Here is a 24285-nt window from a genome sequence, read left to right on the forward strand (position 1 = left end):
GAGTCATCATGACGTCATGCTTCACGGACGCGATGGCTGGGCAGGTGTTGCCGCACCGCGCGGGCCGTGATGCGGTCCGCATGGGCCACCGACGAGAGGCAGAGGAAGATGGTCTACAGCAAGCAAGAGACGGCGGGCGCCCCGACGTGGTGTCACGCGGCCAGGTAATGCGCGTGTCCCGGTTGCGTCGACGCTTGATGTGAGGCTGTTTCCCATGTTCGATCCGGTCATAGCGCCCAGCGGTACGCTGCTCGGCCTGCTCCAGCGGGGCCGCGGCGACGGTACGCTCCACGCGCTCACCGCACCCCGTGACGAGGCCCTGACGGCCCTGAACCACTGTGTGCTGCGCGACCCCCGCCACGACTGGCAGGTGGAGAACCGCTCCCTTTACTACGCCCGTCTCTACCTCGACCTGAACGGCGAGCTGGAGGCCATCGAGGCGCACCTCTTCGACCCCGAGGACATCCTCGACTCCGACGAGGCGCGCACCGGGCTCGCCCTGGCCGTCCTCGGCCATCTCGCCTCCTACGGCAGGCGGGACGCCCTCGAACTGCTGCGCAGGTACGCCGCCCACGGCACCAACTGGGCGTGGGCCCTCGACGAACTCGCCCTGCGCGACGACGACGCCGGGCTGCGCGGGCTCGCCGCTCACGTCCTGGCCCGGTTCCCGGCCGGCGCCGAGGGCGACGCCGAGCTGGCCGCCGTCGTACGGGACTCCTTCGAGCCCCGGCCCTGGCGGCTGTGGGCCGAGGACCCGCGCCCATGGATCGCCACGCGCGTGCGTGCCGCCCACGAGACCGGCTGCTTCGACCGCTGGCAGCGGCAGATGCGGCCCTCTGGGCCACGCCCCGGCTGGAGCGTACGCGCGGTGTTCGAATGGGCCCAGCAGGGTCTCGACCGCGGCGCCGCCCTCCATGTGCCCGCCGCCCGCTGCCTGACCGCCGTCGCGGGACCCGAGGACCGGCCCGAGATCGTCCGGGCCGCCAAGGACGGCTCCGACGGCGCCCGCTGCACCGCCCTGCGCTACCTCGCCGACGGCAACGATCCCGACGCCCTCGATCTGATCGAGGCCGCCGTCGGCACCGGCTCGCCGGCCGTCGTGGAGGCCGCACTCGACGCCTTCGAACGGATGCGCAGCGTCGCCGCCGTCGACCGGGCGCGCGGCTGGGCCCGGCGGCCCGATCCGCTGGGCGCCGCCGCCGGCCGGGTGCTCGCCTGCCGGGGCGGAGCCCAGGACAGCGAACTGGTCCTCGGCGCCCTGCGCGAGGCGGTGCGGGGCGAAGGCCCCGACGCGCCGACCCTGTGGACCCTCGTCGACGGCGCCGGACGGCTCGGCATCGCCTGCGCGGCACCGGTTCTGCGCCATGTCTACCGGGAGACCGCCTCCTCCCACCTCCGCGGCCGGGCCGCCCGCGCGCTCGCCGCCACCGACCCCTCCTTCCCCGCCGGATTCGCCGTCGAGTGCCTGTGGGACTGCGAGGAGACCACCCGCGAACTCGCCGCCCGGCACGCCGAGACCGGCGACACCCGCGTCGTCGAGCAACTGCGGCGGCTCGCCGCCGACCCGGCCGAGGAGGCCGAGGTCCAGACGGCCGTCCGCAGCCGGATCGGTCCGGACGCTTCCGCCGTGTGAACTGCGGCGAGGGCCCGGCGTGACTGACGGGACTGGTGGGGCATGGGCCGGGACGGGGGCCGGCGGCTCGCCCGGCGTCGCGAGCAGCGGGCCCGCGCGCCCGGTGAACGGCCCGCCCGCTTCGGACCGGCCTGTCCGTTCCGTGAACGGCTGGTCCCTTTCGTGCACGGCCTGTCCGTTCCGTGAACGGCTGGTCCCTTTCGTGCACGGCCCGTCCGTTTCGTGAACGGCGGGTGACTCGTCGGGCGGACCGGCATGGCCGTGGACCGACCTGTCCGGGTGCGGGAGCCAACGCTCATGGGACGTTCCCCGACCGGAAAGATCCACGTTGACGCGGCCACGTCCCAGACGGCGACAACACCCCTATGCGTGTCGTCATCGTGACCGAATCCTTTCCCCCCGATGTGAACGGCGTGGCCCACTGCGCGCTTCAGACCGCCCGGCACCTCGTCGATCGCGGTCACGCCCCCCTCGTCGTCGCACCGGCCCCGGCTCCCGGACAGCGACCCGACGCCCTCACGCCGTGCCCCGTCGTCCACGTTCCCTCCCTTCCGCTCCCCGGCTACCCGCAGGTCCGTGTCGCCCTGCCCAGCCGGCGCCTCGCCGCGGCGCTCGTCGAGCACCGCGCGGACCTCGTCCACCTGGCCGGCCCCTTCGTGCTCGGCGTCCGCGGCATGGCCGCCGCCGCCCGGCTCGGCATCCCCGCCGTGGCCGTCTACCAGACCGACCTGGCCGGCTACGCCCGCACCTACATGGGCGCCGGCGAGGCCGCGGCCTGGCGGCGTATCCGCTCCGTGCACACCGCCGCCGACCGCACCCTCGCGCCGTCCACCGCCTCCCTGCGCGACCTGGAGGCGCACGGCGTGCCCCGGGTGCGGCTGTGGCCACGCGGGGTCGACACCGTACGTTTCCGGCCAGATCACCGGGACGAGACGCTGCGCCGCGAACTCGCCCCGAACGGTGAACTGATCGTCGGCTACGTCGGACGGCTCGCCCCCGAGAAGCGGGTCGGCCTGCTCGCCGGGGTCTGCGGGCTGCCGGGCGTGCGGGTGGTGGTCGTAGGCGACGGGCCCAGCCGGCCCGGTCTGGCGGAGGCGCTGCCCGGCGCGGCCTTCCTCGGCCGCCGCACCGGCGACGACCTCGCCCGGATCTTCGCCTCGCTCGACGTCTTCGCGCACACCGGCCCCTTCGAGACCTTCTGCCAGACCGTGCAGGAGGCCATGGCCAGCGGGGTGCCCGTCGTCGCGCCCGCCGCGGGCGGCCCGCTGGACCTGGTCGACCACGGCCGCACCGGGCTGCTGGTCCCGCCGGGCGACCCGGACGCGGTACGGGACGCGGTGGCCTCCCTGGCCGCCGCTCCCGGCCTGCGCGCCGCCTACGGCGCCGCCGCGCGGGCCACCGTCGAGGGCCGCACCTGGACGGCCGTCGGCGACCGGCTCATCGAGCACTACGAGGATGTGCTCGCCACGCGGAAGGCGGTGCTGGCGGCATGAGCGCGGTCTCGTCGCGGAGGCCCGAAGGTCCGCTGAGGATCGTCCGGCTGGCCAACTTCGTCGCCCCCGCCTCGGGCGGACTGCGCACCGCCCTGCGCGAGCTGGGCAAGGGCTTCCGGGCGGCCGGCCACGAACCCGTCCTGATCGTGCCCGGCGACCGGCACACCGACCAGGACACCGAACAGGGCCGGGTCATCACCCTGCCCGGGCCGCCGCTGCCCGGCACCGGCGGATACCGCGTCCTTTCCGACAGGCGCCGCGTCGCCGCGCTCCTGGAGGATTTGGCCCCCGACCGCCTGGAGGTCTCCGACCGTACGACGCTGCGCTGGACCGGCCGGTGGGCGCGGCGCGCGAGGGTGCCCGCGGTGATGGTCTCCCACGAGACCGCCGACGGCGTACTGCGCGCCTGGGGGCTGCCCGAAGCGGTGGTCCGGCGCGCCGCCGACGCCCTGAACACGCGGACCGCGCACAGCTACTCCGGAGTCGTCTGCACCACCGAGTTCGCCGAGCGGGAGTTCGTGCGCGTCGGGGCGCGCAATGTCGTACGGGCTCCACTGGGCGTCGACCTGACGCACCGCCGTCCCACGCTGCGCGACCCGGCGGTACGCGGTCTCCACGCGCGCGTGGACGAGGTGCTGCTGGTGATGTGCTCGCGGCTGTCCGTGGAGAAGCGGCCCGGCACCGCGCTGGAGGCCCTCGCCGAGCTGCGCCGGCGGGGCCTGCGGGCGGTGCTCGTGGTGGCGGGGGACGGGCCGCTGCGCGGGCGGCTCGCACAGCGGGCGCGCGCACGCGAACTGCCGGTCACCTTCCTCGGGCACGTCTCCGACCGGGGGCTGCTCGGCGCGCTCCAGGCCAGTGCCGACGTCTGCCTGGCGCCGGGTCCCGCGGAGACGTTCGGGCTGGCCGCGCTGGAGGCGATGGCCTGCGGGACGCCGGTCGCGGTGAGCGCGTCGTCCGCGCTGCCGGAGGTCGTCGGCTTCGCCGGTGCCGTGGCGGCGGAGGACACCGGGGAGGGCTTCGCGGACGCGGTGGAGGCGCTGCTGGAGCGGCCGGAGCGGGAGCGGCGCGAGGCGGCACGCGCGCGTGCGGAGTGCTTCGGGTGGGGCGCGGCGGTGGAGGCGTTCCTCGCGGCGCACGACGCGGCGATACGGGTGCGTTCCGCCGGTCCGCCTCCCGCCGGTCCGCCTCCCGCCGGTCCGCGTTCCGCCGGTCCGCCTTCCGTCGTTCCGTCCGACGTGACGGTACGGGTGCGTTCGGCTGATCCCGTCGGTGCGACGGCACGGGTGCCTCCCGTCGATCCGCCCGAGGCGACGGCACCGGCGCGTTCCGGCGCTCCGTCCGGCGCGGGCGGTGTGGAGGCCGCGAACGGCTCCGCACTGCGGGAGGGCGTCGGATGAGACCTCCCCGGTTCGACGCGCCGGGCGACTCGCTCACGGAAGGGGTGGGCGATCCCGTGGGGAACGGATGGCGGGGCCGGGCCGCGCTGCTCGCCGCCGGGCGCGCCCCGCAGTCCGTCCGGTTCACCAGTCTCGCGGTGAGCGGGGCGCAGACCCGGGACGTGCTGCTGGGTGGTCCGCCGGTGCACGGACCTGCTGTCGGTGGGGGAGCGGACGGACGCGGCGTAGCGGCCCGAGACCCGTTTCAGCGGCGGCGTACCGCCACGAAACGGACCGGTGTGCCGGGGACCGCCTGGGCGGCCGCCGGGAGGTCGGCGGAGCGGACGACCGCGATCACCGGGTAGCCGCCGGTGGTCGGATGGTCCGCCAGGAAGACCACCGGGCGGCCGTCGGGCGGCACCTGGACCGCGCCGAGCACCATGCCCTCGCTGGGCAGCTCGCCGCTCAGGGCCCGCTCCAGGGCGGGGCCCTCGGTGCGCAGTCCGATGCGGTTGCTCGCCGCCGACACCCGGTAGGCGCGGGACGTGAAGTCGCGCAGGGACCGCGCGGTGAACCAGCCGTCCCGAGGGCCCGGCGTCACGCGCAGGACCAGTTCGGCGGGTGGCGCGGGCTGGGGAGCGGCGTCCACGCGCGCGTGGGGCTCGCCCGGTGTGCCCAGCGGCAGTACCGCGCCGTCCGTGAGCGGCACCGGGCCCAGGCCCGAGAGCAGGTCCGTGGAACGGCTGCCGAGCACCGGCTCGACGGCGATCCCCCCGGAGACGCCGAGATAGCTCCGCACGCCCGCGCGCGCGGGTCCCACCTCCAGGAGCGCCCCGGCGGGCACCCGCACCGGCGCGCCCCAGGGGGCCGGCCGGGCGTCCACCGTCACCGCGCAGGGCGCGCCGCCGACGGCCACGATGACATCCGACCGAGGGCGTACGGCGCAGCCCGTGAGGGTGGTCTCCAGGACCGCCGCCTCGGGCCGGTTGCCGACCAGGCGGTTGACCAGCGCCGCCGCGGGGGCGTCCAGCGCCCCGGAGCGCGGCACGCCCAGGTGGGCGTGGCCGGGGCGCCCGAGGTCCTGGACGGTGGTCAGCGCTCCGGCGCGGACGACGGCGAGCGCACGGTCGGTCATGGCGCACCCACCTCCGCCCGCGGGACGAACCGCACGCGCGTGCCCGGCGCCAGCAGCGCGGCCGGGACGCGCGCGTGGTCCCACAGCACCGCGTCCGTGCGGCCGATCAGCTGCCAGCCGCCGGGCGACGACCTCGGGTAGACGCCGGTGTACGGCCCCGCCAGCGCCACCGCCCCGGCCGGGACCGCGGTGCGCGGGGTGGCGCGGCGCGGGACGTGGTAGCGCGGCGGCAGTCCGGTGAGGTAGCCGAAGCCGGGGGCGAACCCGCAGAAGGCGACCCGGTACTCGGTCTCCGCGTGGATGCGGGCGACCTCCTCGGGGGACACGCCCCAGTGCGCGGCGACGTCCCCCAGGTCGGGGCCGTCGTAGCGCACCGGGATGCGCACGACCGTCTCGGGGAGCGGCGGCGCGGGCGGTACGTCGGCGGCGGTCAGGTCGGCGGCGACCCGGCCGGGTTCGGCCAGGCCGTCGAGGAGGACGGTCCGCGCGGCGGGCACGATCTCCCGCGCCGTCAGCGAGCCCTCCGCGCGGCGGCGCAGCAGCTCCGCGTGGAGCGCCTGCGCCTCCTCGCCGGACGCCACCTCGACGAGCAGCGCCGTGTCCCCGACGGGCAGCACCCTCATGCGAAGGCCTCCACCCGCACGCCCGCGGACTCCAGCCGCCCGCGCACCCGGCGGGCCAGCTCCACGGCGCCTGGGGTGTCCCCGTGCAGGCACAGGGACCGCGCGCGGACCTCGATCGGGTTGCCGGACCGGTCGGTCACCGTGCCGGACCGGGCGAGGCTCACCGACCGCTCCACGACGGCCTCCGGGTCGGTCAGCACGGCGCCCTCCTCCCCGCGCGGCACCAGCGTGCCCTCCTCGGTGTACGCGCGGTCGGCGAACGCCTCCGTGACCGCCGGGAGGCCCGCCTCGGCGGCCAGCTCCAGCAGCCGCGAGCGGGGCAGTCCCAGCACGGGCAGCGTGGCGTCCGCCAGCAGCACCCCGTCGACCACCGCGCGGGCCTGCCGCTCGTCGTGGACCACCCGGTTGTACAGGGCGCCATGGGGTTTGACGTAGGCGACCCGGGAGCCCGCCGCCCGCGCGAACACCTCCAGGGCGCCGATCTGGTAGGCCACCTCGGCCGTCAGCTCGGCGGGCGGCACGTCCATCGCGCGCCGCCCGAACCCGGCGAGGTCGCGGTAGGAGACCTGGGCGCCGATCGTCACCCCGCGCTCGGCCGCCAGTTCGCACACCCGGCGCATGGTGACCGCGTCCCCCGCGTGGAAGCCGCAGGCCACGTTGGCGCTGGTGACGACGGACAGCAGCTGTTCGTCGTCGGTCAGCCGCCAGCGGCCGAAGCCCTCGCCGAGGTCGGCGTTCAGATCGATCGCGGTCATGGTCCCCTCTTGTCCTGCTCTGTCAGGCTACGCGGTACTGCTCGTCACGGGCGTCGGTGAGGAACATCTGGCCCGGCGCGTGGGTGATCGCGAACGGCGGACGGGAGGCCGTCACCGCGGCCTGCGGGGTCACGCCGCAGGCCCAGAACACCGGGATGTCGTCCGGCTCCGCCGTCACCGGGTCGCCGAAGTCCGGCCGGCCGAGGTCGTCGATGCCGAGCGCCGACGGGTCGCCGCAGTGCACGGGGCCGCCGTGCACGGCCGGGAGGAGACTGCTCTCCCGGATCGCCGCCGCCAGATGCTCCGGCGGCACCGGGCGCATGGAGACCACCATCGGACCGCGCAGCCGTCCCGCGGGCCGGCACGGACGGCTGGTGACGTACATCGGCACGTTGCGGCCCTGCTCGAGATGGCGGATCGGGACGCCCGCCCCGGCCAGCGCCCACTCGAAGGTGAAGCTGCACCCGATCAGGAACGACACCAGGTCGTCGCGCCAGTGGGCGAGCACGTCGGTCGGCTCGTCCACCAGCTCGCCGTCCCGCCAGACCCGGTAGCGCGGCAGATCGGTGCGCAGGTCCGCGCCGTTCGCCAGCACCGTCGTCCAGGAGCCCGCGTCGGTCACGTCGAGCACCGGGCAGGGCTTGGGGTTGCGCTGGCAGAACAGCAGCATGTCGTACGCCCAGTCCGCGGTCACCGCGATCAGGTTCACCTGGGTGTGGCCCGCCGCGACCCCGGCGGTGGGGCCGGCGAGCCCCGCGCGGAAGCGGGCCCGGGCCACCGCGGGCGTCCACGCGTGCGCGTGCTCGTCGACGAGCGTCAGAGGGCGGTCCCCGGCTGCGGGGGCGGGGTGCCGCGGGCCGGTCACGTCAGCTCCCTTCCGCGGGTCTCGGGCAACCCGAGGAGGGCGAGCGCGGCGAGGCCGTAGCCGATCGCGCCGAAGACCAGCGCGCCGCCCACGCCCCAGCTGTCGGCGAGAAAGCCGACCGTCGTGGGGAAGACCGCGCCCACCGCGCGGCCGGTGTTGTACGTGAAGCCCTGCCCGGTGCCGCGCACGGCCGTCGGGTACAGCTCGCTCAGGAAGGAGCCGAAGCCGCTGAAGATCGCGGACATGCAGAACCCGAGCGGGAAGCCGAGGACCAGCAGCAGGGAGTTGGCGCCGCCGGGGATGTTCGCGTACGCCAGGATGCAGATCGCCGACAGCAGCGCGAACAGCCAGATGTTGCGCCGCCGGCCGAGCCGGTCCGTGAGGTAACCGCCCGTCAGATAGCCGAGGAAGGCGCCGGAGATCAGGAAGGTGAGATAGCCGCCGGTGCCGACGACCGAGAGGTCCCGTTCCGTCTTCAGATACGTCGGCACCCAGGTGGCGAGGGTGTAGTAACCGCCCTGGACGCCGGTGGACAGCAGCACCGCGAAGACCGTGGTGCGCAGCAGGCCGGGTTTGAAGATGGCGGCGAAGGAGCCCTTGGCGGGGTGGCGTTCGCGTACGGCGACGGCCTGGGGCGCGTCCTGCACCCGGCGCCGCATCCACACCACCAGCAGCGCGGGCAGCGCCCCGGTCCAGAACATCACCCGCCAGGCCAGGTCGTCGTCGACGAACGAGAAGACCAGGGTGTAGACGATCGCGGCCAGCGCCCAGCCGACGGCCCAGGAGCTCTGGATGGCGCCGAGGGTGCGCCCGCGGTGCCTGGCGCTCGCGTACTCGGCGACCAGGATGGCGCCCACCGCCCACTCGCCGCCGAAGCCGAGGCCCTGAAGGGCGCGGAAGACGAGCAGCGTCTCGTAGGTGGGCGCGAAGCCGCAGGCCACCGTGAACACGGCGTACGTGATCACCGTGATCATCAGCGCCTTGACCCGGCCGATCCGGTCCGCCAGCACGCCCGCGAGGGCGCCGCCGACGGCCGAGACGACGAGCGTGACCGTGGTGAACAGGCCGGTCTGGCCACTGTCCAGGCCGAAGTACGCGGCGAGCGCGACCATGCTCAGCGGCAGCGTGAAGTAGTCGTACGAGTCCAGGGCATAGCCGCCGAACGCGCCGGCGAAGGCGCGCCGGCCGCGCGGTCCGAGCGCGCGCAGCCAGCCCAACGGCCCCTCTCCGGAGGGGGTTTCGTCCACGTCGCCGCGTGTCTCACCGGTCAGGGCCTTCGGTGGTGGGGTCGTGCTCATGGGCACCTCACAGGGGGAGGACGGAGGGTGCTTCAGACGCGAGCCAACGCACAGCAACGTAGAGGATCGTTCAACGATCCTTCAATACCTCTGTTGTTTCGTTCTGCCGGCTGCGCTTGAATTCCGGGCATGGCAGAGCAGTTGACGGACCTCGCCGACGACCGGGCGCTCCTCGGGCGCACCAGCACCGCCGAGCGGGTCTCGGACATCCTCAGGAGCCGTATCGCCGACGGCTACTTCCCGCCCGGAACGCGGCTCTCCGAGGACAGCATCGGCGGCGCGCTCGGGATCTCCCGCAACACGCTGCGCGAGGCGTTCCGGCTGCTCACGCACGAGCGGCTGCTCGTCCACGAGCTGAACCGCGGGGTCTTCGTCCGGGTGCTGTCCGTCGAGGACGTCGAGGACATCTACCGCACCCGCCGGCTCGTGGAGTGCGCCGTCGTCCGGGGGCTGGGCGAGCCGCCGTACGCCGTCGACGCGCTCGCCGAGGCCGTCGAGGGCGGCAGGCGGGCGGCGCGCGAAGGTGGCTGGAATGCGGTGGGCACGGCCAATATCCACTTCCACCGGGAGCTGGTCGCCCTGGCCGGGAGCGCACGCACCGACGAGCTGATGCGCAGCGTCTTCGCCGAACTGCGCCTCGCGTTCCACGTCGTGGACGAGCCACGGCGACTGCATGAGCCGTATATCGAACGAAATGTCGGAATTCTTGAGGCTCTTCAGGCGGGTGACCGGGTCAAGGCCGAGCGGCTTCTCGCCCGTTACCTCGACGACTCGCTGGAGCGGGTGGTGGAGGTGTACCGACGCCGCGTCGGCGAGACCGGCGCCGACGAGCGCCCCTGAGGGGCGCGGCAACTGCGCGACCGGCCACAGCCGGCCGCACCCGACAAAAACCCGCATCTCCCTGCCGCCCCGGCGGAGCCGTTCCGTGCCGTTTGGGTCGTTGTCAGACCGAGGACCTAGTCTGTGCACCGTGACTTCGCCTGCATCGACGGACAGCGTTCCGCCCCAGCTCAGCGCGGGGCCGCGCCCCGCCATGGGCCCGGCCGCCGACGAGGGACTGGCGCGGCGGCTGCGCGCGCTCGCCTGCACCGCGCCGCTGCACGACCTCGACGCGCGCAAGGCGAATCTCGCCGGTGAGTACTCGGTGTACGGCATGGCGGAGATCGCCCTCGCCGCCATCGACCTCATCACCCTGAACATGGACTTCGACACCGGCGCCGACCACGACCAGGTCGTCGCCCGGCTCGTGCCCCGGATCGCCGCCCAGGCCCCCCGGCGGCCCGCCGCCGAGCACGAGCGGGTGGCCCGCTGGGTCCTGGAGAACCTGATCAACGTCGGCAGCGTCGACCGCGGCTTCCGCGCGGTGTACGGCACCTTCGCCCCCGACGGCACGTACGTCCGCCGGGACTACGACTTCAAGCTGATCGAAGAGGTCCCCGGCCCCGGCGGCACCGTCTACCTCCGCACCACCGACGAGGCGGTCAACGTCCTCGTCGGCGCCCTGGACACCGATGTCACCAGCGCCCAGATCGCCGCCGAGGTCAAGCTGGAGGTGCTGATCAGCCGCGGCCGGCTCGCCGACGCCCAGCTCGCCGCCGAGCAGGCCCGGTACCGGACCGTGCAGTACTCCGAGACCCTGCGCAAGGCCCTGGACGCCACCCGCCGCAACGTCCGCGCGGTGGACTGGCTCAACGCCGTCCCGGACATGATCGCCGAGGCACTGGACCACGTCGCCGACCGGTACCGGCACGAGAACGCGATCCTCACCAACATCCGCAAGGCCCGCGACGAGTCCGAGGACCCCGAGCACAAGCGGCGCGCCGCCGAGCTGGTCGACATCGTCAAGGACTGCATCCGCCGCCACACCCAGCTCCAGTCCCGCCTGCTGGAGGCCGGCCCGCTGTTCCGCGCCGAACAGGACCGGCAGGCCTTCGCGACCCCGGCCGCCACCGCCGGGATAGACCTCTACGGCCATCTCGTCGCCCCGATCCTGCCGCTGCCCCTGGAGCAGGCGATCCGCGTCACCGACGCCTGGTTCGCCAAGGGCACCGGTCTGCGCACCCCGGTCTCGGTCCGGGTCGGTGACCTGGTGGACATCCTGCTGACCCCGCCGGTCGAGCGGGAGCACCTGGGCGCCGAGATGCCCGAACCCGACCTCATCGCCACCCCGGACGACAGCCGGTTCAGCGAGGAGCAGCTGGCCGCCGCCATGGAACTGCTGGACCTCCCGGCCGACGCGCCGCGCCGCCTGTCCGGCCTGCTCGCCGACGCCCGCCGTCAGGACCCCGAGCTGCCGTACCTGGTCGCGCTGCTGGCGGTCCACGCCGCCAGCCCGCCCGTCGGCACCGCCTACCGGCAGGGCGAGGAGAAGCTCCTGTTCGCCGCGGACGACGGCACCGAGCTGGACGATCCCGAGTTCGGCGGCGCCGACCTCATCGTGGGGACGGCCCTGCTGGACGCGGCCGGGATGGCGGCGGACAGGACGGAAGCAGCATGAGTGAGCACCACAGCGAGGAGCACCGACCGTGACCGAGCACGTCGAGTGGAGCGAGCCGGAGGCACCCGCCCCGTCGGCGCAGGCCCCCGTCACCCCCGCCGACGCCGCCGACGCGGCGCGGCTCGTCGCCTTCGGGCTCCAGCCCAAGCTGCTGCCCGCCCGCGACCAGGAGTACGCCGACCTGCTGCGCCGCTACCGCGAGGACCCGCCCTTCGCCCGCCTCGCGGACGCCGTCGCCGCCGGACTCGGCCTCATCGTCCTGGAGGTGTCCCCGCGCGCGGGGATGGCCGTGACGGCCGCCGAGGACTCGGTGTTCGCCGTCCGCATGGGCGACTACGCGCGTCGTACGGCCGCGGACTCCGGCGACCGCTTCCTGCACGGGCTGGCCCACCTCGCCGTCGCCGCGATGGCGTTCCCGCGCCCCGAGGACCTGGCCGACGACGGCTACATCGGCCGCGTCACCGTCAACGGCGTCGACGCCTTCGTCCGGCAGGCCTGCCGCCGTCTGGAGGAGCGCGCCGCCGAGCAGGGCGAGAACACCGACCCGGCGACCGACGCCCCCGGCCTGGAGGCCGCCTGGCGGATCTGGGCCAGACGCAGCGCCACCGGCGCCACCAAGGACGCCCGCCGCCCGGCCGCGTCCACCACGGGCATCGTCGCCAAGGCCGTCACGTTCCTCACCGAGTCCGGCTTCCTCCAGCGCACCGGCGACGACAACGGCGGCACCTACCGCACCACCGCCCGCTACCAGCTCCAGGTCCGCGACATGGCGGGCAGCGCCGCCATGGCCGAGCTGCTGGAGCTGGGCGTCGTCCCGGTCACCGACGGCACGCCGACCCTGATGCCCGCCGAGGAGACCGACGCCCTGGACCTGGTGGCAGACGCGGGACTGCCGTTCCACTCCGCGTAGACCGCCTGCCGCACCCCGACGAACCTCCCGTTCCTCCCCGATCTGACGAAGTCTGACGAGAGTCCGCCATGTACGAGCTGTCCCGGGTCCGCCTCTACTCCATCGGACCCGCCGGTGCGCGCTACGCCGACACCGTGCTTGACCTGCGCGGTGTGGGCGAGCCCGTGCCCGACCCCGCGCCCACCCAGGCGGAGTTCTTCGAGGAGGAGCCCGTCGGACCGCCCCGGCGGCCCGCGCCCGCCGGTGTGCTGTTCCTGGAGAACGGCGGCGGCAAGTCCGTCCTGCTCAAGCTGATCTTCTCGGTGATGCTGCCGGGCCACCGCAACACCCTCGGTGGCGCCAGCTCCGGCGTGCTGCGCAAGTTCCTGCTCGCCGACGACTGCGGCCACGTCGCCCTGGAGTGGCAGCACGTGCAGACCGGCGAGTGCGTGGTCGTCGGCAAGGTCAGCGAATGGCGCGGGCGGCAGGTCTCCAACGACCCGCGCAAGTTCGCCGAGGCCTGGTACTCCTTCCGGCCCGGCCCCGGCCTGACCCTGGACAACCTGCCGGTCGCCGAGGCCAACGCCGTACGGCCGCCCGTCGAGGGCCAGTCCGCCGCCCAGGGCCGCCGCCGCACCATGAAGGGCTTCCGCGACGCCCTCACCGAGGCGGGCAAGGCGTACCCGCACCTGGAGGTGCACTGGGAGGAGATCCACGAGCGCTGGACCGAACACCTCGGCGAACTCGGCCTCGACCCCGAACTCTTCCGCTACCAGCGGGAGATGAACGCCGACGAGGGCGAGGCCGCCGGCCTGTTCGCGGTGAAGAAGGACTCCGACTTCACCGACCTGCTGCTGCGCGCCGTCACCGACACCCGCGACACCGACGGGCTCGCCGACCTCGTCAGCGGCTTCGGCAACAAGCTGGGCCGGCGTGCCGAGCTGATCGCCGAACGGGACTTCACCGCCGGATCGGTGGACCTGCTCGGCCGGATCGTCGAGGCCGCCGAGGCCCGCTCCCGCGCCCGGGACGTGCACACCGGGGCCGAGCGGCGCACCCGCACCCTGGCCCGGCGGCTGTCCGCGCGCGGCGCCCAGGAGCGGGTGCGGGCCGCCGACCTCGCGCAGCGGGTCACGGCCGCCGCCTATGCCGTCACCCACGCCGAGAGCGCCCGCGAGCGAAGCGCCCTGATCACCGCCGAACTCGCCTACCGGCACGCCTCCCTGGCGCTCGCCGCCGCCGAGAAGGCCGCCGCCGCGCAGAAGCGGGAACTCGCCGACGCGCGCACCCTGCACGCCGCCTGGCAGGCCGCCGAGGCCGTGCTGCGCCACCGCGCCGCCGCCGACCGGGTCGCCCGCGTGGCCGCCGCCATCCAGGAGGCCGAGCGGGACGCCGCCCCCGCGCTCGCCGCCCGCACCAAGGCCGCCGTCGACCTCGTCCGGGCCCTGCACACCGCCGCCGAGAGCGCCGAGAACCTGGCCAACGAGGAGGAGGAGCGCTCCGCCGCCCTCCAGGAGGTCAGCGACTGCGCGTACGGTGACTCCACCGCCGCCGCCACCGAGGCCCAGCGCGCCCGCAGCGAGGCCGGACATCTGCGCCAGCGGCTCACCGAGGTCGAGCAGGAGACCGCCGAGGCGGTCCGCGCGGGCTGGCTCGACGACAGCGCCCCCGACGCCGACCCCGCGCGCGCCGCGCTCGCCGCCAGCGACGCCGAGAAGACCGCCGTCGCCGCCTGGGACGCCGCCCGCGAGGCCGCCCGCCGGGCCGGCGAGCAGGCGCGCGAGGCGGCCTCCGCCGAGTCCCGCGCGGAGCTGACCGCCGCCCGCGCGGCCGACGCCGCCCTCGCGGCGGAGCGGTCGTACGAGGGCGAGCGGCGCACCGCCGAGGCACTGGCCGCCGAGGAACGGCTCGCGGAACTGCTGAGCCTGCCCGGCGCCTCCGCCGGGGCCCGCGCTCTGGTGCCGGGGCCGCGCTCGGGCTCTCCCGAGGAGAAAACCGCCCCGCCCGAGGGCACCCTCACCGGCGAGGAGCTGGACCGCTTCGCCGACGAGCTGCGCGAACTCCTCGACGACGCCGTGTCCTCCGCCGAACGTCAGCTGTTCGAGCTGCGCACCGCCGCCGCCGACGACGCCCGCATCCTCGGCGCGCTCGGCGACGGCGGCCTGCTGCCGCCCGGCCCGGACGTGCTGGCCACCGTGGAGTTCCTGGGCGAGCACGGCATCCCCGCGCTGCCCGGCTGGCGCTATCTCGCCCAAGCGGTCGACCCCGCCGACCACACGCGCGTGCTCGCCGCCCGGCCCGAGCTGGTCGATGGCGTGATCATCACCGACCCCGACTCGCACGCCCGCGCCCGCGAGGCGCTGAGCGACGCCGCGCTGCTGCCCCGGTCCGCCGTGGCCGTCGGCACCGCCGCCGCCCTGCTCGCCCCCACCCCGGCCGCCGACTCCGCCGACAGCGGCGTCTTCCTCGTCCCGCCGAACCCGGCCATGCACGACGAGCACGCCGCCGACGAGGAGCGGCAGGCGCTGCGCGCCCGGGCCACCGAGCGCGACGCGGAGATCCGCGCCCTCGCCGCCCGGCTCGGCAAGGACCGCGAGCTGGCCGCCCGGCTCGCCTCCTGGCGCACCGCCTGCCCCGCCGGACGGCTCGCCGAACTCGCCCAGGCCGCCCAGGAGGCCCGCGCGTTCGCCGAGGAGTCCGAGGCCGAGCTGGCCGAGGCGCGCACCGCCCGCGCGGAGGCCGAGGAAGCCGCCGCCGAGGCCGCCCAGGTCCGTGACGAGAAGCAGGAGGCCGCGCAGAAGGCCCGGCGCGCCGCCGACGCCCTCGCCGGCCTCGCCTTCCGGCTGCGCGAGCGGGCCGGCTGGCAGGTCAAGCTGCGCGAACTCGCCGACGAGGCCGCCGAGTCCGAGGCCCGCGCCCAGGCCTGCCTGGAGCGCGCCCGTGCCGCCGACGAGGACCGCCGTGCCGCCCAGCGCGCCGCCGACGACGCCCGCCGCACCGCCCGCGCCCTGCGCGCCGAACGCTCCGAGATCGCGGGCGCACCCGACGACGTACCCGAGGGCGGCACCGACGCGCCGAAGGTGTCGCTGCCCGCCCTGCGCGAGGCCTACCGCGCCGCCTCCCAGCTGTACGAGAAGGTCGGCGTCGGCGCCGACCTGCGCGCCGAGCAGGCCCGCGCGGAGAGCGACGAGAGCGCGGCCCGCGCCGAGCTGGACCGGCTGAGCAACAAGGTCCGCACCCGTGCCGCACAGCTCCTGCAGTCGCCCGACGGCTCCGACGGACCGTCCCGGCAGGCCGCCGCCGCCCGCGCGGAGGAGCTGGTGCAGCTCCTGGAGACCCGCATCTCCAGCGCCAGCGAGCAGCTGGGCCGGCTGCGCGGCGAAGCCGAACGGCACGCCCCCGAGGACGGCGAGGCGCACACCGAGCTGCCCGGGGAACTGGTCCCGCGCGACGCCGAGCACGCCCAGGCGCTGCTGCGTACCGCCACCGCCGAACTCGCCTCCCGCACCGAGGCACTGGCTCAGGCCCGCGAGGCGCACGCCGGGCTGCTGGCCGCCCACCGGGCCGCCGAGGACGCGGCCGGCGGCTTCGACGAGATCGCCGCGCTCCTGCGCGACCTGTTGCGCGAGCACGCGGAGGAGGAGCCGGAGCAGCCGGAGCCGTATCCGGGCAGCCTGGAGGAGGCCCGGCAGTCCGCCGCCGAGGCCCGCCGGTCGCTGCGCGGCTGCGCCGCCGACCTGTCCGCCGCCGAGGCCGCCGTCCGCGAGGCGAGCGACGTCCTCGTCCGGCACGCCAACTCCACCCGGTACGAGCAGGTGCGCACTCCCGCGCGGCAGCAGATCCGCGAGCTGCCCGCGTCCGCCCTGCCCGAGCACGCCCAGCGCTGGGCCGACGCCTTCGCGCCCCGCCTCCGCGTCCTGACCGACGAGCTGGCCCAGCTGGAGCGCAACCGGGACTCGATCGTGGACCGGCTGCGCGGACTGGTCGAATCCGCCCTGGCCACCCTGCGCTCCGCGCAGCGGCTGTCCCGGCTGCCGGAAGGGCTCGGTGAGTGGTCCGGGCAGGAGTTCCTGCGGATCCGCTTCGAGGAACCCGACCAGGCCACCCTCACCGAACGCCTCGGCGAGGTGATCGACGAGGCCACCCGAGCGGCGGTCAAGAAGAACTCCGACATGCGCCGCGACGGCATGTCCCTGCTGTTGCGCGGAGTCGCCGCGGCGCTCCAGCCGAAGGGTGTCGCCGTCGAGATCCTCAAGCCCGACGCGGTGCTGCGCGCCGAGCGCGTGCCCGTCGGGCAGATGGGCGACGTGTTCTCCGGCGGTCAGCTGCTCACCGCGGCCATCGCCCTGTACTGCACGATGGCCGCCCTGCGCTCCAACGACCGGGGCCGCAGCGACAAGCACCGCCACGCGGGCACGCTCTTCCTCGACAACCCGATCGGCCGCGCCAACGCGACCTACCTGCTGGAACTCCAGCGGGCCGTCTCCGACGCGCTGGGCGTGCAGCTGCTGTACACGACGGGCCTGTTCGACACCACGGCACTCGCCGAGTTCCCGCTGGTCATCCGGCTGCGCAACGACGCGGATCTGCGGGCCGGGCTGAAGTACATCAGCGTGGAGGAGCACCTTCGTCCGGGCCTGCCGAAGCCGCCGCAGGCGGGGGAGGCAGGCCACAGCGAGATCACGGCGACCAGGATGTACAAACGTCCGGCGCCGGTGAGTCCCTAGGGGCGCGGGGGCTGCGCGACCGGTCCTACCGGTCCGCAGTCGCCCCACAACAACAGCCACCACGTACTCCTCAGGCGTCGGCCTTCAGGAGATCCGCGCACTTCTCCCCGATCATCATCGTCGTGATGCACGGATTGACGGTGACGAGATCCGGCATGACCGAGCCGTCCGCGACCCGCAGACCCTCGACCCCCTTGACCCGCAGCCGCGCGTCGAGCGGGGCCGAGGGGTCGTCGTCGGCGCCCATCTTCACCGTGCAGGACGGGTGGTAGACGGTGTTGTGGGTCCGGTGGATGTAGTCCAGCAGCTCGTCGTCGGTGCGGACGTCCGGCCCGGGGGCCAGCTCCGCGCCCGCCCAGCCGCTCAGCGCGGGCTGCCCGGCGATCTTCCGCGCGAGCCGCAGCCCGTACGTCATCACCCGTACGTCGTGCTCGTGGGTGAAGTACCGCGGGTCGACCTTCGGCTTGTCCCGGTAGTCGCGGGTCCGCAGCCGCACCGTGCCCCGTGACTTGGCGCGCGTCACGTTGGGGGTGAGGCAGAACGCGTTCTCCGAGGTGGGATAGCCGTGTCGCGCGGTGTTCAGGTCGAACGGCACCGACCCGTAGTGGAACATCAGGTCCGGCCGGTCCAGGCCCGGCCCGGTGTCGTAGAAGACGCCCGCCTCCCACCACTGGCTGGACGTCGTGGGCATGGGCTGCTTCGCTTCCCACATGATCACGCCCTCCGGGTGGTCCTGGAGGTTCTCGCCGACGCCCGCCGAGTCGACGACCACCTCGACGCCCACCTCCCGCAGATGGGCGGCCGGTCCGATGCCGGACAGCATGAGCAGCTTGGGCGAGTCGATCGCGCCGCAGGACACGATCACCTCGCGCCTGGCCCGTACGGTCCGGGTGTGGATCAGGTCCGGGTCGAGATACTCGGCTCCGGCGCACCGCCGGCCCTCCAGCACCAGCTTCCTGGCCCGCACCCCGGTCCGTATCTCCAGGTTGGGCCGCTTGCCCATGACCGGGTGCAGATACGCCACCGACGACGACTGGCGGATGTTGTTCTCGTCGGAGTTGACCTGGAACCAGTTGGCGCCCCGGATCACCGTCCGGCCGGTGTTGAAGGGCACGGTGGGGATGCCCGCCTGGGCGCAGGCCTTGAGCAAGGCGGTGCCGCACGGGTCGTCGCCCTTCAGGGTGCGCAGCTTCACCGGGCCGCCGCGGCCGTGATGGTCGCCGGGGGCGTCGTTGTTCTCCAGCCGCCGGTAGAGGGGGAACAGGTCGGCCGCGCTCCAGCCCGTACAGCCGGCGGCCGCCCAGTCGTCCAGGTCCTCGGCCGGGGCCCAGAACGCGATGCACGAGTTGTGCGAGGAGCAGCCGCCGAGCACCTTCGCGCGGGCGTGCCGCAGGAAGCTGTTCCCGCTGTGCTGCGGCTCGACGGGGTAGTCCCAGTCGTAGCCGGAGTCCAGCAGCCCCATCCAGCGCTCCAGCCGCAGCACGTCGTCGTCGCCGACGTCGCTCGGTCCCGCCTCCAGCACGCACACCGTGACCGCCGGGTCCTCCGAGAGCCGGGCCGCCACCACGTTGCCCGCGGTGCCGCCTCCCACCACGACGTAGTCGAATTCCTCGCTGTCCATGGGTGGTCGACCTCCTTCAGTCGGCCGCCGGGGCGGCCAGGGACGCGGTGGGTTCGGGGGCGGTGGCCAGGCGGTGCTCGGCGCGGACGCCGGTGCGGTGCCGCTGGACGAGCCAGTAGTAGGCGAACCCGCCGCCCGCGATGACCGCGACGAAGAGCACGGCGCCCCAGCGCAGATACCAGTGGTACGGGGCGGTCGCGTTGTAGACCGAGGCGCGCGGCCAGATCAGGTTGACCGTCATGGCCGCGCCCCACACCACGGCCAGCAGGTTGACGGGCAGGCCCCAGCGGCCCATCGAGAACTTCCCCTCGGCCGGCCGCCACGTGCCGCGCAGCCGGGCGACCAGCATCGGCGCGGTCACGCCCAGGTAGGCGAGGTAGATCATGATGATGCCGATGCTGGTGACGACGGTGAAGATCTGCGGCTGGCGGATGTTGACGACGAGGATCGCCAGCGCCAGCACCCCGATGAGCACGGCCGGCAGCACGGGCGTCCGGAACCGCGGGCTGACCCGGGCCAGCAGTCCGGACGCGGGCAGGTTGTTGTCGCGGGCCATCGCGAACGCCAGCCGGATCGCCGCCGTGTGCACGGCCAGCGCGCACACCGTCACCGCGATCAGCACGCACCACAGCATCGCCTTGCCGGCCGTCGGGCCGAGCACGTCCAGCACGACGTACTGCAGTCCGTCCGTGGACAGCTTGTCGCCGCGCAGACCGGACACGCTCATCAGCGCCAGCAGCAGCACCGCACCGCCCAGGACGAAGGAGGCGACGATCGCCCGGATGATCGCGCGGGGCGCGTTGCGGGACGGGTCCAGGGACTCCTCGCCGAGTGAGGCGGCCGTGTCGAAGCCGTACATGACGTACGCCGACGCCAGCGAGGCGACGAGGAACGCGCCCAGGTAGCCGGCGGAGTGGCCGGCGCCCGTGCCCGCGGTCTCCGTCACGACCTGCGGGCCGCGGACGACGTTCACGGCGAGCAGCGCGATCAGGACGACGGTGGCGACCAGCTCGATGAACACACCCGCCGTGTTGATCGTCGCCATCAGCCGGACGCCGAACGCGTTCACCAGTGTGGTGAACAGGATCAGCACCGCGGCCAGCACGACCGCGTTGGCCGCCACGTCGTAGGTGCCGGTGCCGTCGCCCACGAACTGGAAGTCCTCCGAGATCTGCGGCAGTGTCAGCTGGTACGCCAGCGCGACCGCCGCGATCGACACGATCGACGCGATCAGCATCATCCAGCCCGCCAGCCAGCCCAGATGCGGATTGCCCAGCTTCTTCGCCCAGTTGTAGACCGAGCCCGCCACCGGGTACCGGGCGGCCAGCTCCGCGAAGCACAGGGCGACCGCGAACTGACCCGCGAAGACCATGGGCCACGACCACCAGTAGGCGGGGCCGCCACTGCCGTAGCCGAAGTAGAACAGCTGGAACGTGCCGGTCAGGATGGAGATGTAACTGATCCCGGCGGCGAAGGTGTGGAAGGTGCCGAGGGTGCGTTTGAGTTCGGGACGGTAGCCGAACTCGGCGAGTTCGGCGTCGTCCTCGTGCGAGGGGGACGATGGGATCATGAACGGACTCCTCGGGGGAGGGCCGGGCGGGAGACGGGCTAGTCGAACCAGCCCTGCGGCGCGGGGGCGGTGTTGCGCCAGATGTGCTTGGGCTCGCGGTACTCGGCGAGTCCGGCGGGGCCCAGTTCACGGCCGGAGCCGGACTGCTTGAACCCGCCCCACTCGGCCTGCGGGACGTACGGGTGGTAGTCGTTGATCCACACCGTGCCGAGCCGCAGCCGCGCCGCGACCCGCGCCGCCCGGGCCTCGTCGCTCGTCCAGACGGCGCCCGCGAGACCGTAGACCGTGTCGCCGGCCAGCCGCACCGCCTCGTCCTCGCCGGTGAACCGCTCCACGGTGAGCACCGGCCCGAAGGACTCCTCCCGCACCACGGACATCCCGGACGTGCACGCGTCCAGCACGGTCGGCAGGTAGTAGAAGCCCTCGTCCAGGCCCGGCCCCGAGGGGCGGGCGCCGCCGCAGCGCAGCACCGCGCCCTCGGCCAGCCCCCGGGCGACGTAGGCCTCCACCTTCGCCCGGTGCGCGGCGGAGATCAGCGGCCCGGTCTGCGCCCGCTCGTCGAACGGCCCGCCCAGCCGGATCCGCCCGGCCCGGCGGACGACCTCGTCCACGAACCGGTCGTGCAGCCGGTCCTCGACCAGCAGCCGGGCGCCCGCCGAGCAGACCTGCCCGGAGTGCAGGAACACGGCGGTCAGCGCCATGTCGACGGCCGTGTCGAAGTCGGCGTCCGCGAAGACGATGTTGGGGTTCTTCCCGCCGAGTTCGAGGGCGACCTTCTTCACCGTGCCCGCCGCGGCGGCCATCAGGCGACGGCCCGTGTGCAGCCCGCCGGTGAAGGACAGCAGGTCCACGTCGGGGTGGTCGGCGAGCGGGGCGCCCGCCTCCGGACCGGCGCCGAGGACCAGGTTCCCGGCACCCGGCGGCAGCCCGGCCTCGGCCAGCAGCCGCGTCAGGTGGACCGCCGTGTGCGGGGTGAGCTCGCTCGGCTTGAGGACGAAGGTGTTGCCGGCGGCGAGCGCCGGGGCGACCTTCCAGGCGGTCTGGAGCAGCGGATAGTTCCAGGGAGTGATGAGCGCGCAGACGCCGACCGGCTCGTACACCACCCGGCTGTCCACGTCGTCCCGGCCGGTGTCGGTGATCCGGCCCGCCGGCTCGGACGCGACCAGGTGCCCGAAATAGCGGAAGCAGGCGGCCACGTCCTCGATGTCGTACTCGCTCTCGACGAACCGTTTGCCGGTGTCCAGCGACTCGGCGCGGGCCAGCGCGGCCTTGTCCCGCAGCAGCAGATCCGCGACGTGCAGCAGCAGCTCGGCGCGCTCCCGCGCGGACGCACGCGGCCACGGGCCGGTGTCGAAGGCGCGCCGGGCGGCACCGATCGCCTCCGCGGTGTCCTTGCCGCCCGCCTCGTCCACCACCCCGACGAGCGAGCCGTCGGCGGGACAGCGGATCTCCCGGGTCCCGCCGCCGAGCGCGGCGCGCCATTCCCCGTCGATGAACAGATCAGGCATGGCCGCCTCCCAGTGTGCCGAGCAGCCACTCGTGGAAGAGGGCGATGTGGTGCTCGGTGGGCACCAGCACCCCGCCACGGCGGTACGCCCGGGACGCCATGGCGGGCTGGGTGCGCTCGCACGCCTCGAAGTCCTGCGCGTTCACCCGGTGGAACAGCTCCACCGACTTCGACACGTCCGCCCCCGACTCCACCACCTCCGGCGCGTACAGCCAGTCGCACTCGACGACCGTGCGGTCCTCGGCGAGCGGGAACATGCGGTGCAGGATGACGTGGTCCGGCACCAGGTTGACGAACACCGTCGGCTTCACGGTGATCGCGTAGTAGCGGCGGTCCTGGTCCGCCGAGACGTCCGGCAGCCTGCCGAAGCCCTCGCTGCCGTCGACCGTGAAGCCCTTGACGTCCTCGCCGAACTCGGCGCCGTGGCCCACGTAGTACTGGGCGGCGTAGCCGTCGGCGAACTCCGGCAGCACCTCGGTGAGTTCGGGGTGGATCGTCGCGCAGTGGTAGCACTCCATGAAGTTCTCGACGATCAGCTTCCAGTTCGCCCGCACGTCGTACGTGATCCGCTTGCCGAGCGCGAGGCGCTCGGTGCCGTAGTGCTCGATGGCCGCCGCGTCGCCGAGGCGTTCGACGGCGGCGTGCACCACCGTGTCCTCGAACGAGGGCGGTTCGTCCGCCAGGCACACCCAGGCGTAACCGAGCCATTCGCGCAGGGCGACGGTGACCAGCCCGTACGCGACCCGGTCGACGTCCGGCATCTTGACCAGGTTGGGCGCGGCGATCAGCTTCCCGTCGAGGTCGTACGTCCACGCGTGGTAGGGGCACTGGATGCTGCGCCGGACCTCGCCGGACTCCTCCAGGCAGAGACGGGCGCCGCGGTGCCGGCAGATGTTGAGGTAGGCGCGCAGCGCGCCGGTGCGGGTACGGGTGATCAGGACGCTCTCCCGGCCGACCCGCACGGTCCGGAAGGCGCCGGGCCTCGCGAGGTCGGCGGAGCGGACGGCGCAGAACCACATCGACTCGAAGACGCGTTCCTGCTCCTGCCGGAAGATCTCCGGATCGGTGTAGTAGTGGCCGGGGAGGGTGGCGATCAGGCTCGGTGGGAGGGGGGTCGTCGTCACGTGCGTACTCCTCGTCAGGCGGGCGCGGCGGCGAGGCGGGCGGGGTCGAACAGACCGATGGGGTGCCTGGTGGTACCGGTCAGGGCCAGGTCGGCGAGGATCTCCCCGACCACGGGCACGAACTTGAAGCCGTGCCCCGAGAAACCGCAGGCCACGGTCACCGAGTCGGGATGGGCAGGGTGCCGGGCGATGACGAAGTGCTCGTCCGGGGTGTTGGAGTACATACAGGTGGCGGCCTTGAGGAAGGTGCCGGGCAGATCGGGGATGCAGCGCGCCATATGGTCCGCCATGGCCCGGATCTCGCCCTCGTGGACCGTTCGGTCGATCGTGTCGGGGGTGGTGGCCTGCCCCTTGCGGAAGAAGGCGACCTTGGCGCCGCGGGCGGGGCCGTCGATGGCGGGGAACCCGTAGACCTGGACACCGGCCGCGTCCTCCCAGATGTAGACGGGGTGGCGCCCCGGGAGAAACGGTTCGACGCCGTGGCGGGGCTGGAACCAGTACATGACCTGCCGCTCGATCGTGAACGGCACCCCGAGGCCGGTGAGCAGCCGCGGCGCCCAGGCGCCCGGGCAGATCACCAGCCGGGCGGCGGTGTACGTGTTCTCGGCGGTGTGCACGCGCACGCCGTCCCGGTACGGCTCCCAGCGGGTCATCGGTTCGTCGAAGTGCAGCTCGGCGCCCTGCCGGCCGGCGAGCTGGAGATGCGCGGCGACGGTGTTCTCGGGGCGCAGCAGCCCGGCCCTGGCCTCGTACAGCGCCACCTCGTCATCGCGCGGGTTCAGGGTGGGGAAGCGGCGGCGGATCTCCTTGGCGTCCAGGATCTCGTGCGGCAGATCCCACTGCCGGGCGGAACGCAGGGAGCCGGACACCGTGCGGGAGCCGGGCGGGCCGATCATCACGCCGCCGTCGAGGACCGCGATCTCCCGGCCGGTGGCGCGCTCCAGTTCCTCGTACAGCTCGTACGCGCGCAGCAGCAGCGGCACGTACGCCGGGTCCTCGAAGTAGGACTGCCGGGTGATCCGCGAACCGCCGTGGCTGGAGCCCCGGTTGTGCACCGGACCGAACTTCTCCAGGCCCAGCACGCGGACGCCGCGCGCGGACAGGTGGTGGGCGGCGGCACTGCCCATTCCGCCGAGACCGATGACGATCACGTCGTAGGTGGGGGACACGGG

At 74.2% G+C, this 24285-nt stretch carries 16 protein-coding genes and 2 pseudogenes; 8 read left to right on the forward strand and 10 right to left on the reverse strand.

The window, feature by feature from the left end:
- The first annotated feature begins 214 nt into the window (after positions 1–214).
- From VE614_RS23735 to VE614_RS23750, 4 genes and pseudogenes are all read left to right on the forward strand, one after another.
- Positions 215–1633 carry a HEAT repeat domain-containing protein gene (locus tag VE614_RS23735; RefSeq protein ID WP_324940711.1) on the forward strand — a complete coding sequence of 473 codons (1419 nt, stop codon included), beginning with the start codon at positions 215–217 and terminating at the stop codon, positions 1631–1633.
- 365 nt (positions 1634–1998) lie between these two features.
- Positions 1999–3126 carry a glycosyltransferase family 1 protein gene (locus VE614_RS23740; protein WP_324940714.1) on the forward strand — a complete coding sequence of 376 codons (1128 nt, stop codon included), beginning with the start codon at positions 1999–2001 and terminating at the stop codon, positions 3124–3126.
- Positions 3123–4295: pseudogene (locus tag VE614_RS23745) on the forward strand (glycosyltransferase); the annotation flags it as partial. The gene VE614_RS23740 and the pseudogene VE614_RS23745, both read left to right, overlap by 4 nt.
- Before the next feature lie 224 nt (positions 4296–4519).
- Positions 4520–4690: pseudogene (locus tag VE614_RS23750) on the forward strand (SGNH/GDSL hydrolase family protein); the annotation flags it as partial.
- A gap of 77 nt (positions 4691–4767) precedes the next feature.
- Here the strand turns inward: VE614_RS23750 and VE614_RS23755 are convergent.
- Genes VE614_RS23755 through VE614_RS23775 form a run of 5 tightly spaced genes read right to left on the reverse strand, consistent with a single transcriptional unit; the run spans position 4768 to position 9178 of the window.
- Positions 4768–5637 carry a biotin-dependent carboxyltransferase family protein gene (locus VE614_RS23755; protein ID WP_324940720.1) on the reverse strand — a complete coding sequence of 290 codons (870 nt, stop codon included), beginning with the start codon at positions 5635–5637 and terminating at the stop codon, positions 4768–4770.
- Complete coding sequence (gene pxpB, locus VE614_RS23760; protein ID WP_324940722.1) at positions 5634–6260, reverse strand: 5-oxoprolinase subunit PxpB; 627 nt, start codon at positions 6258–6260, stop codon at positions 5634–5636. Before pxpB ends, VE614_RS23755 begins: the two co-directional genes overlap by 4 nt.
- On the reverse strand, positions 6257–7015 hold the full coding sequence (locus VE614_RS23765) for a 5-oxoprolinase subunit PxpA (RefSeq protein ID WP_324940725.1): 759 nt from the start codon (positions 7013–7015) through the stop codon (positions 6257–6259). Before VE614_RS23765 ends, pxpB begins: the two co-directional genes overlap by 4 nt.
- Positions 7016–7037: 22 nt before the next feature.
- Complete coding sequence (locus VE614_RS23770; protein WP_324940727.1) at positions 7038–7880, reverse strand: putative hydro-lyase; 843 nt, start codon at positions 7878–7880, stop codon at positions 7038–7040.
- On the reverse strand, positions 7877–9178 hold the full coding sequence (locus tag VE614_RS23775) for an MFS transporter (protein WP_324940730.1): 1302 nt from the start codon (positions 9176–9178) through the stop codon (positions 7877–7879). The genes VE614_RS23770 and VE614_RS23775 overlap by 4 nt, the downstream gene beginning before the upstream one ends.
- A gap of 129 nt (positions 9179–9307) precedes the next feature.
- Between VE614_RS23775 and VE614_RS23780 the strand changes: the two genes are divergently transcribed.
- From VE614_RS23780 to VE614_RS23795, 4 genes are all read left to right on the forward strand, one after another.
- Positions 9308–10018 (forward strand): GntR family transcriptional regulator, encoded by a 711-nt coding sequence (locus tag VE614_RS23780; RefSeq protein WP_324940733.1) that lies wholly within the window; start codon positions 9308–9310, stop codon positions 10016–10018.
- A gap of 130 nt (positions 10019–10148) precedes the next feature.
- Positions 10149–11675: a hypothetical protein gene (locus VE614_RS23785; protein WP_324940736.1), complete on the forward strand. Its 1527-nt coding sequence runs from the start codon at positions 10149–10151 to the stop codon at positions 11673–11675.
- A gap of 28 nt (positions 11676–11703) precedes the next feature.
- Complete coding sequence (locus VE614_RS23790) at positions 11704–12585, forward strand: hypothetical protein (RefSeq protein ID WP_324940739.1); 882 nt, start codon at positions 11704–11706, stop codon at positions 12583–12585.
- Between the two features lie 68 nt (positions 12586–12653).
- Positions 12654–17291, forward strand: coding sequence for a hypothetical protein (locus tag VE614_RS23795; RefSeq protein ID WP_324940742.1), 4638 nt, complete (start codon positions 12654–12656; stop codon positions 17289–17291).
- Positions 17292–17361: 70 nt separating this feature from the next.
- On the opposite strand, the gene VE614_RS23800 is transcribed toward VE614_RS23795, so the two are convergent.
- Genes VE614_RS23800 through solA form a run of 5 tightly spaced genes read right to left on the reverse strand, consistent with a single transcriptional unit; the run spans position 17362 to position 24282 of the window.
- Positions 17362–18912 carry a GMC family oxidoreductase gene (locus tag VE614_RS23800; protein ID WP_324940745.1) on the reverse strand — a complete coding sequence of 517 codons (1551 nt, stop codon included), beginning with the start codon at positions 18910–18912 and terminating at the stop codon, positions 17362–17364.
- A gap of 16 nt (positions 18913–18928) precedes the next feature.
- Positions 18929–20482, reverse strand: a complete 1554-nt coding sequence (locus VE614_RS23805; protein WP_324940748.1) for an APC family permease — start codon at positions 20480–20482, stop codon at positions 18929–18931.
- A 38-nt stretch (positions 20483–20520) separates the two neighbouring features.
- Positions 20521–21990, reverse strand: a complete 1470-nt coding sequence (locus tag VE614_RS23810; protein ID WP_324940751.1) for an aldehyde dehydrogenase family protein — start codon at positions 21988–21990, stop codon at positions 20521–20523.
- Positions 21983–23113: an aromatic ring-hydroxylating dioxygenase subunit alpha gene (locus VE614_RS23815; protein ID WP_324940755.1), complete on the reverse strand. Its 1131-nt coding sequence runs from the start codon at positions 23111–23113 to the stop codon at positions 21983–21985. The genes VE614_RS23810 and VE614_RS23815 overlap by 8 nt, the downstream gene beginning before the upstream one ends.
- Before the next feature lie 14 nt (positions 23114–23127).
- Positions 23128–24282, reverse strand: coding sequence for an N-methyl-L-tryptophan oxidase (solA, locus tag VE614_RS23820; protein WP_324940758.1), 1155 nt, complete (start codon positions 24280–24282; stop codon positions 23128–23130).
- Positions 24283–24285 lie beyond the last annotated feature (3 nt).

The organism is Streptomyces sp. (assembly GCF_035645055.1).
In the GTDB taxonomy this organism is placed as follows: Bacteria; Actinomycetota; Actinomycetes; order Streptomycetales; family Streptomycetaceae; genus Streptomyces.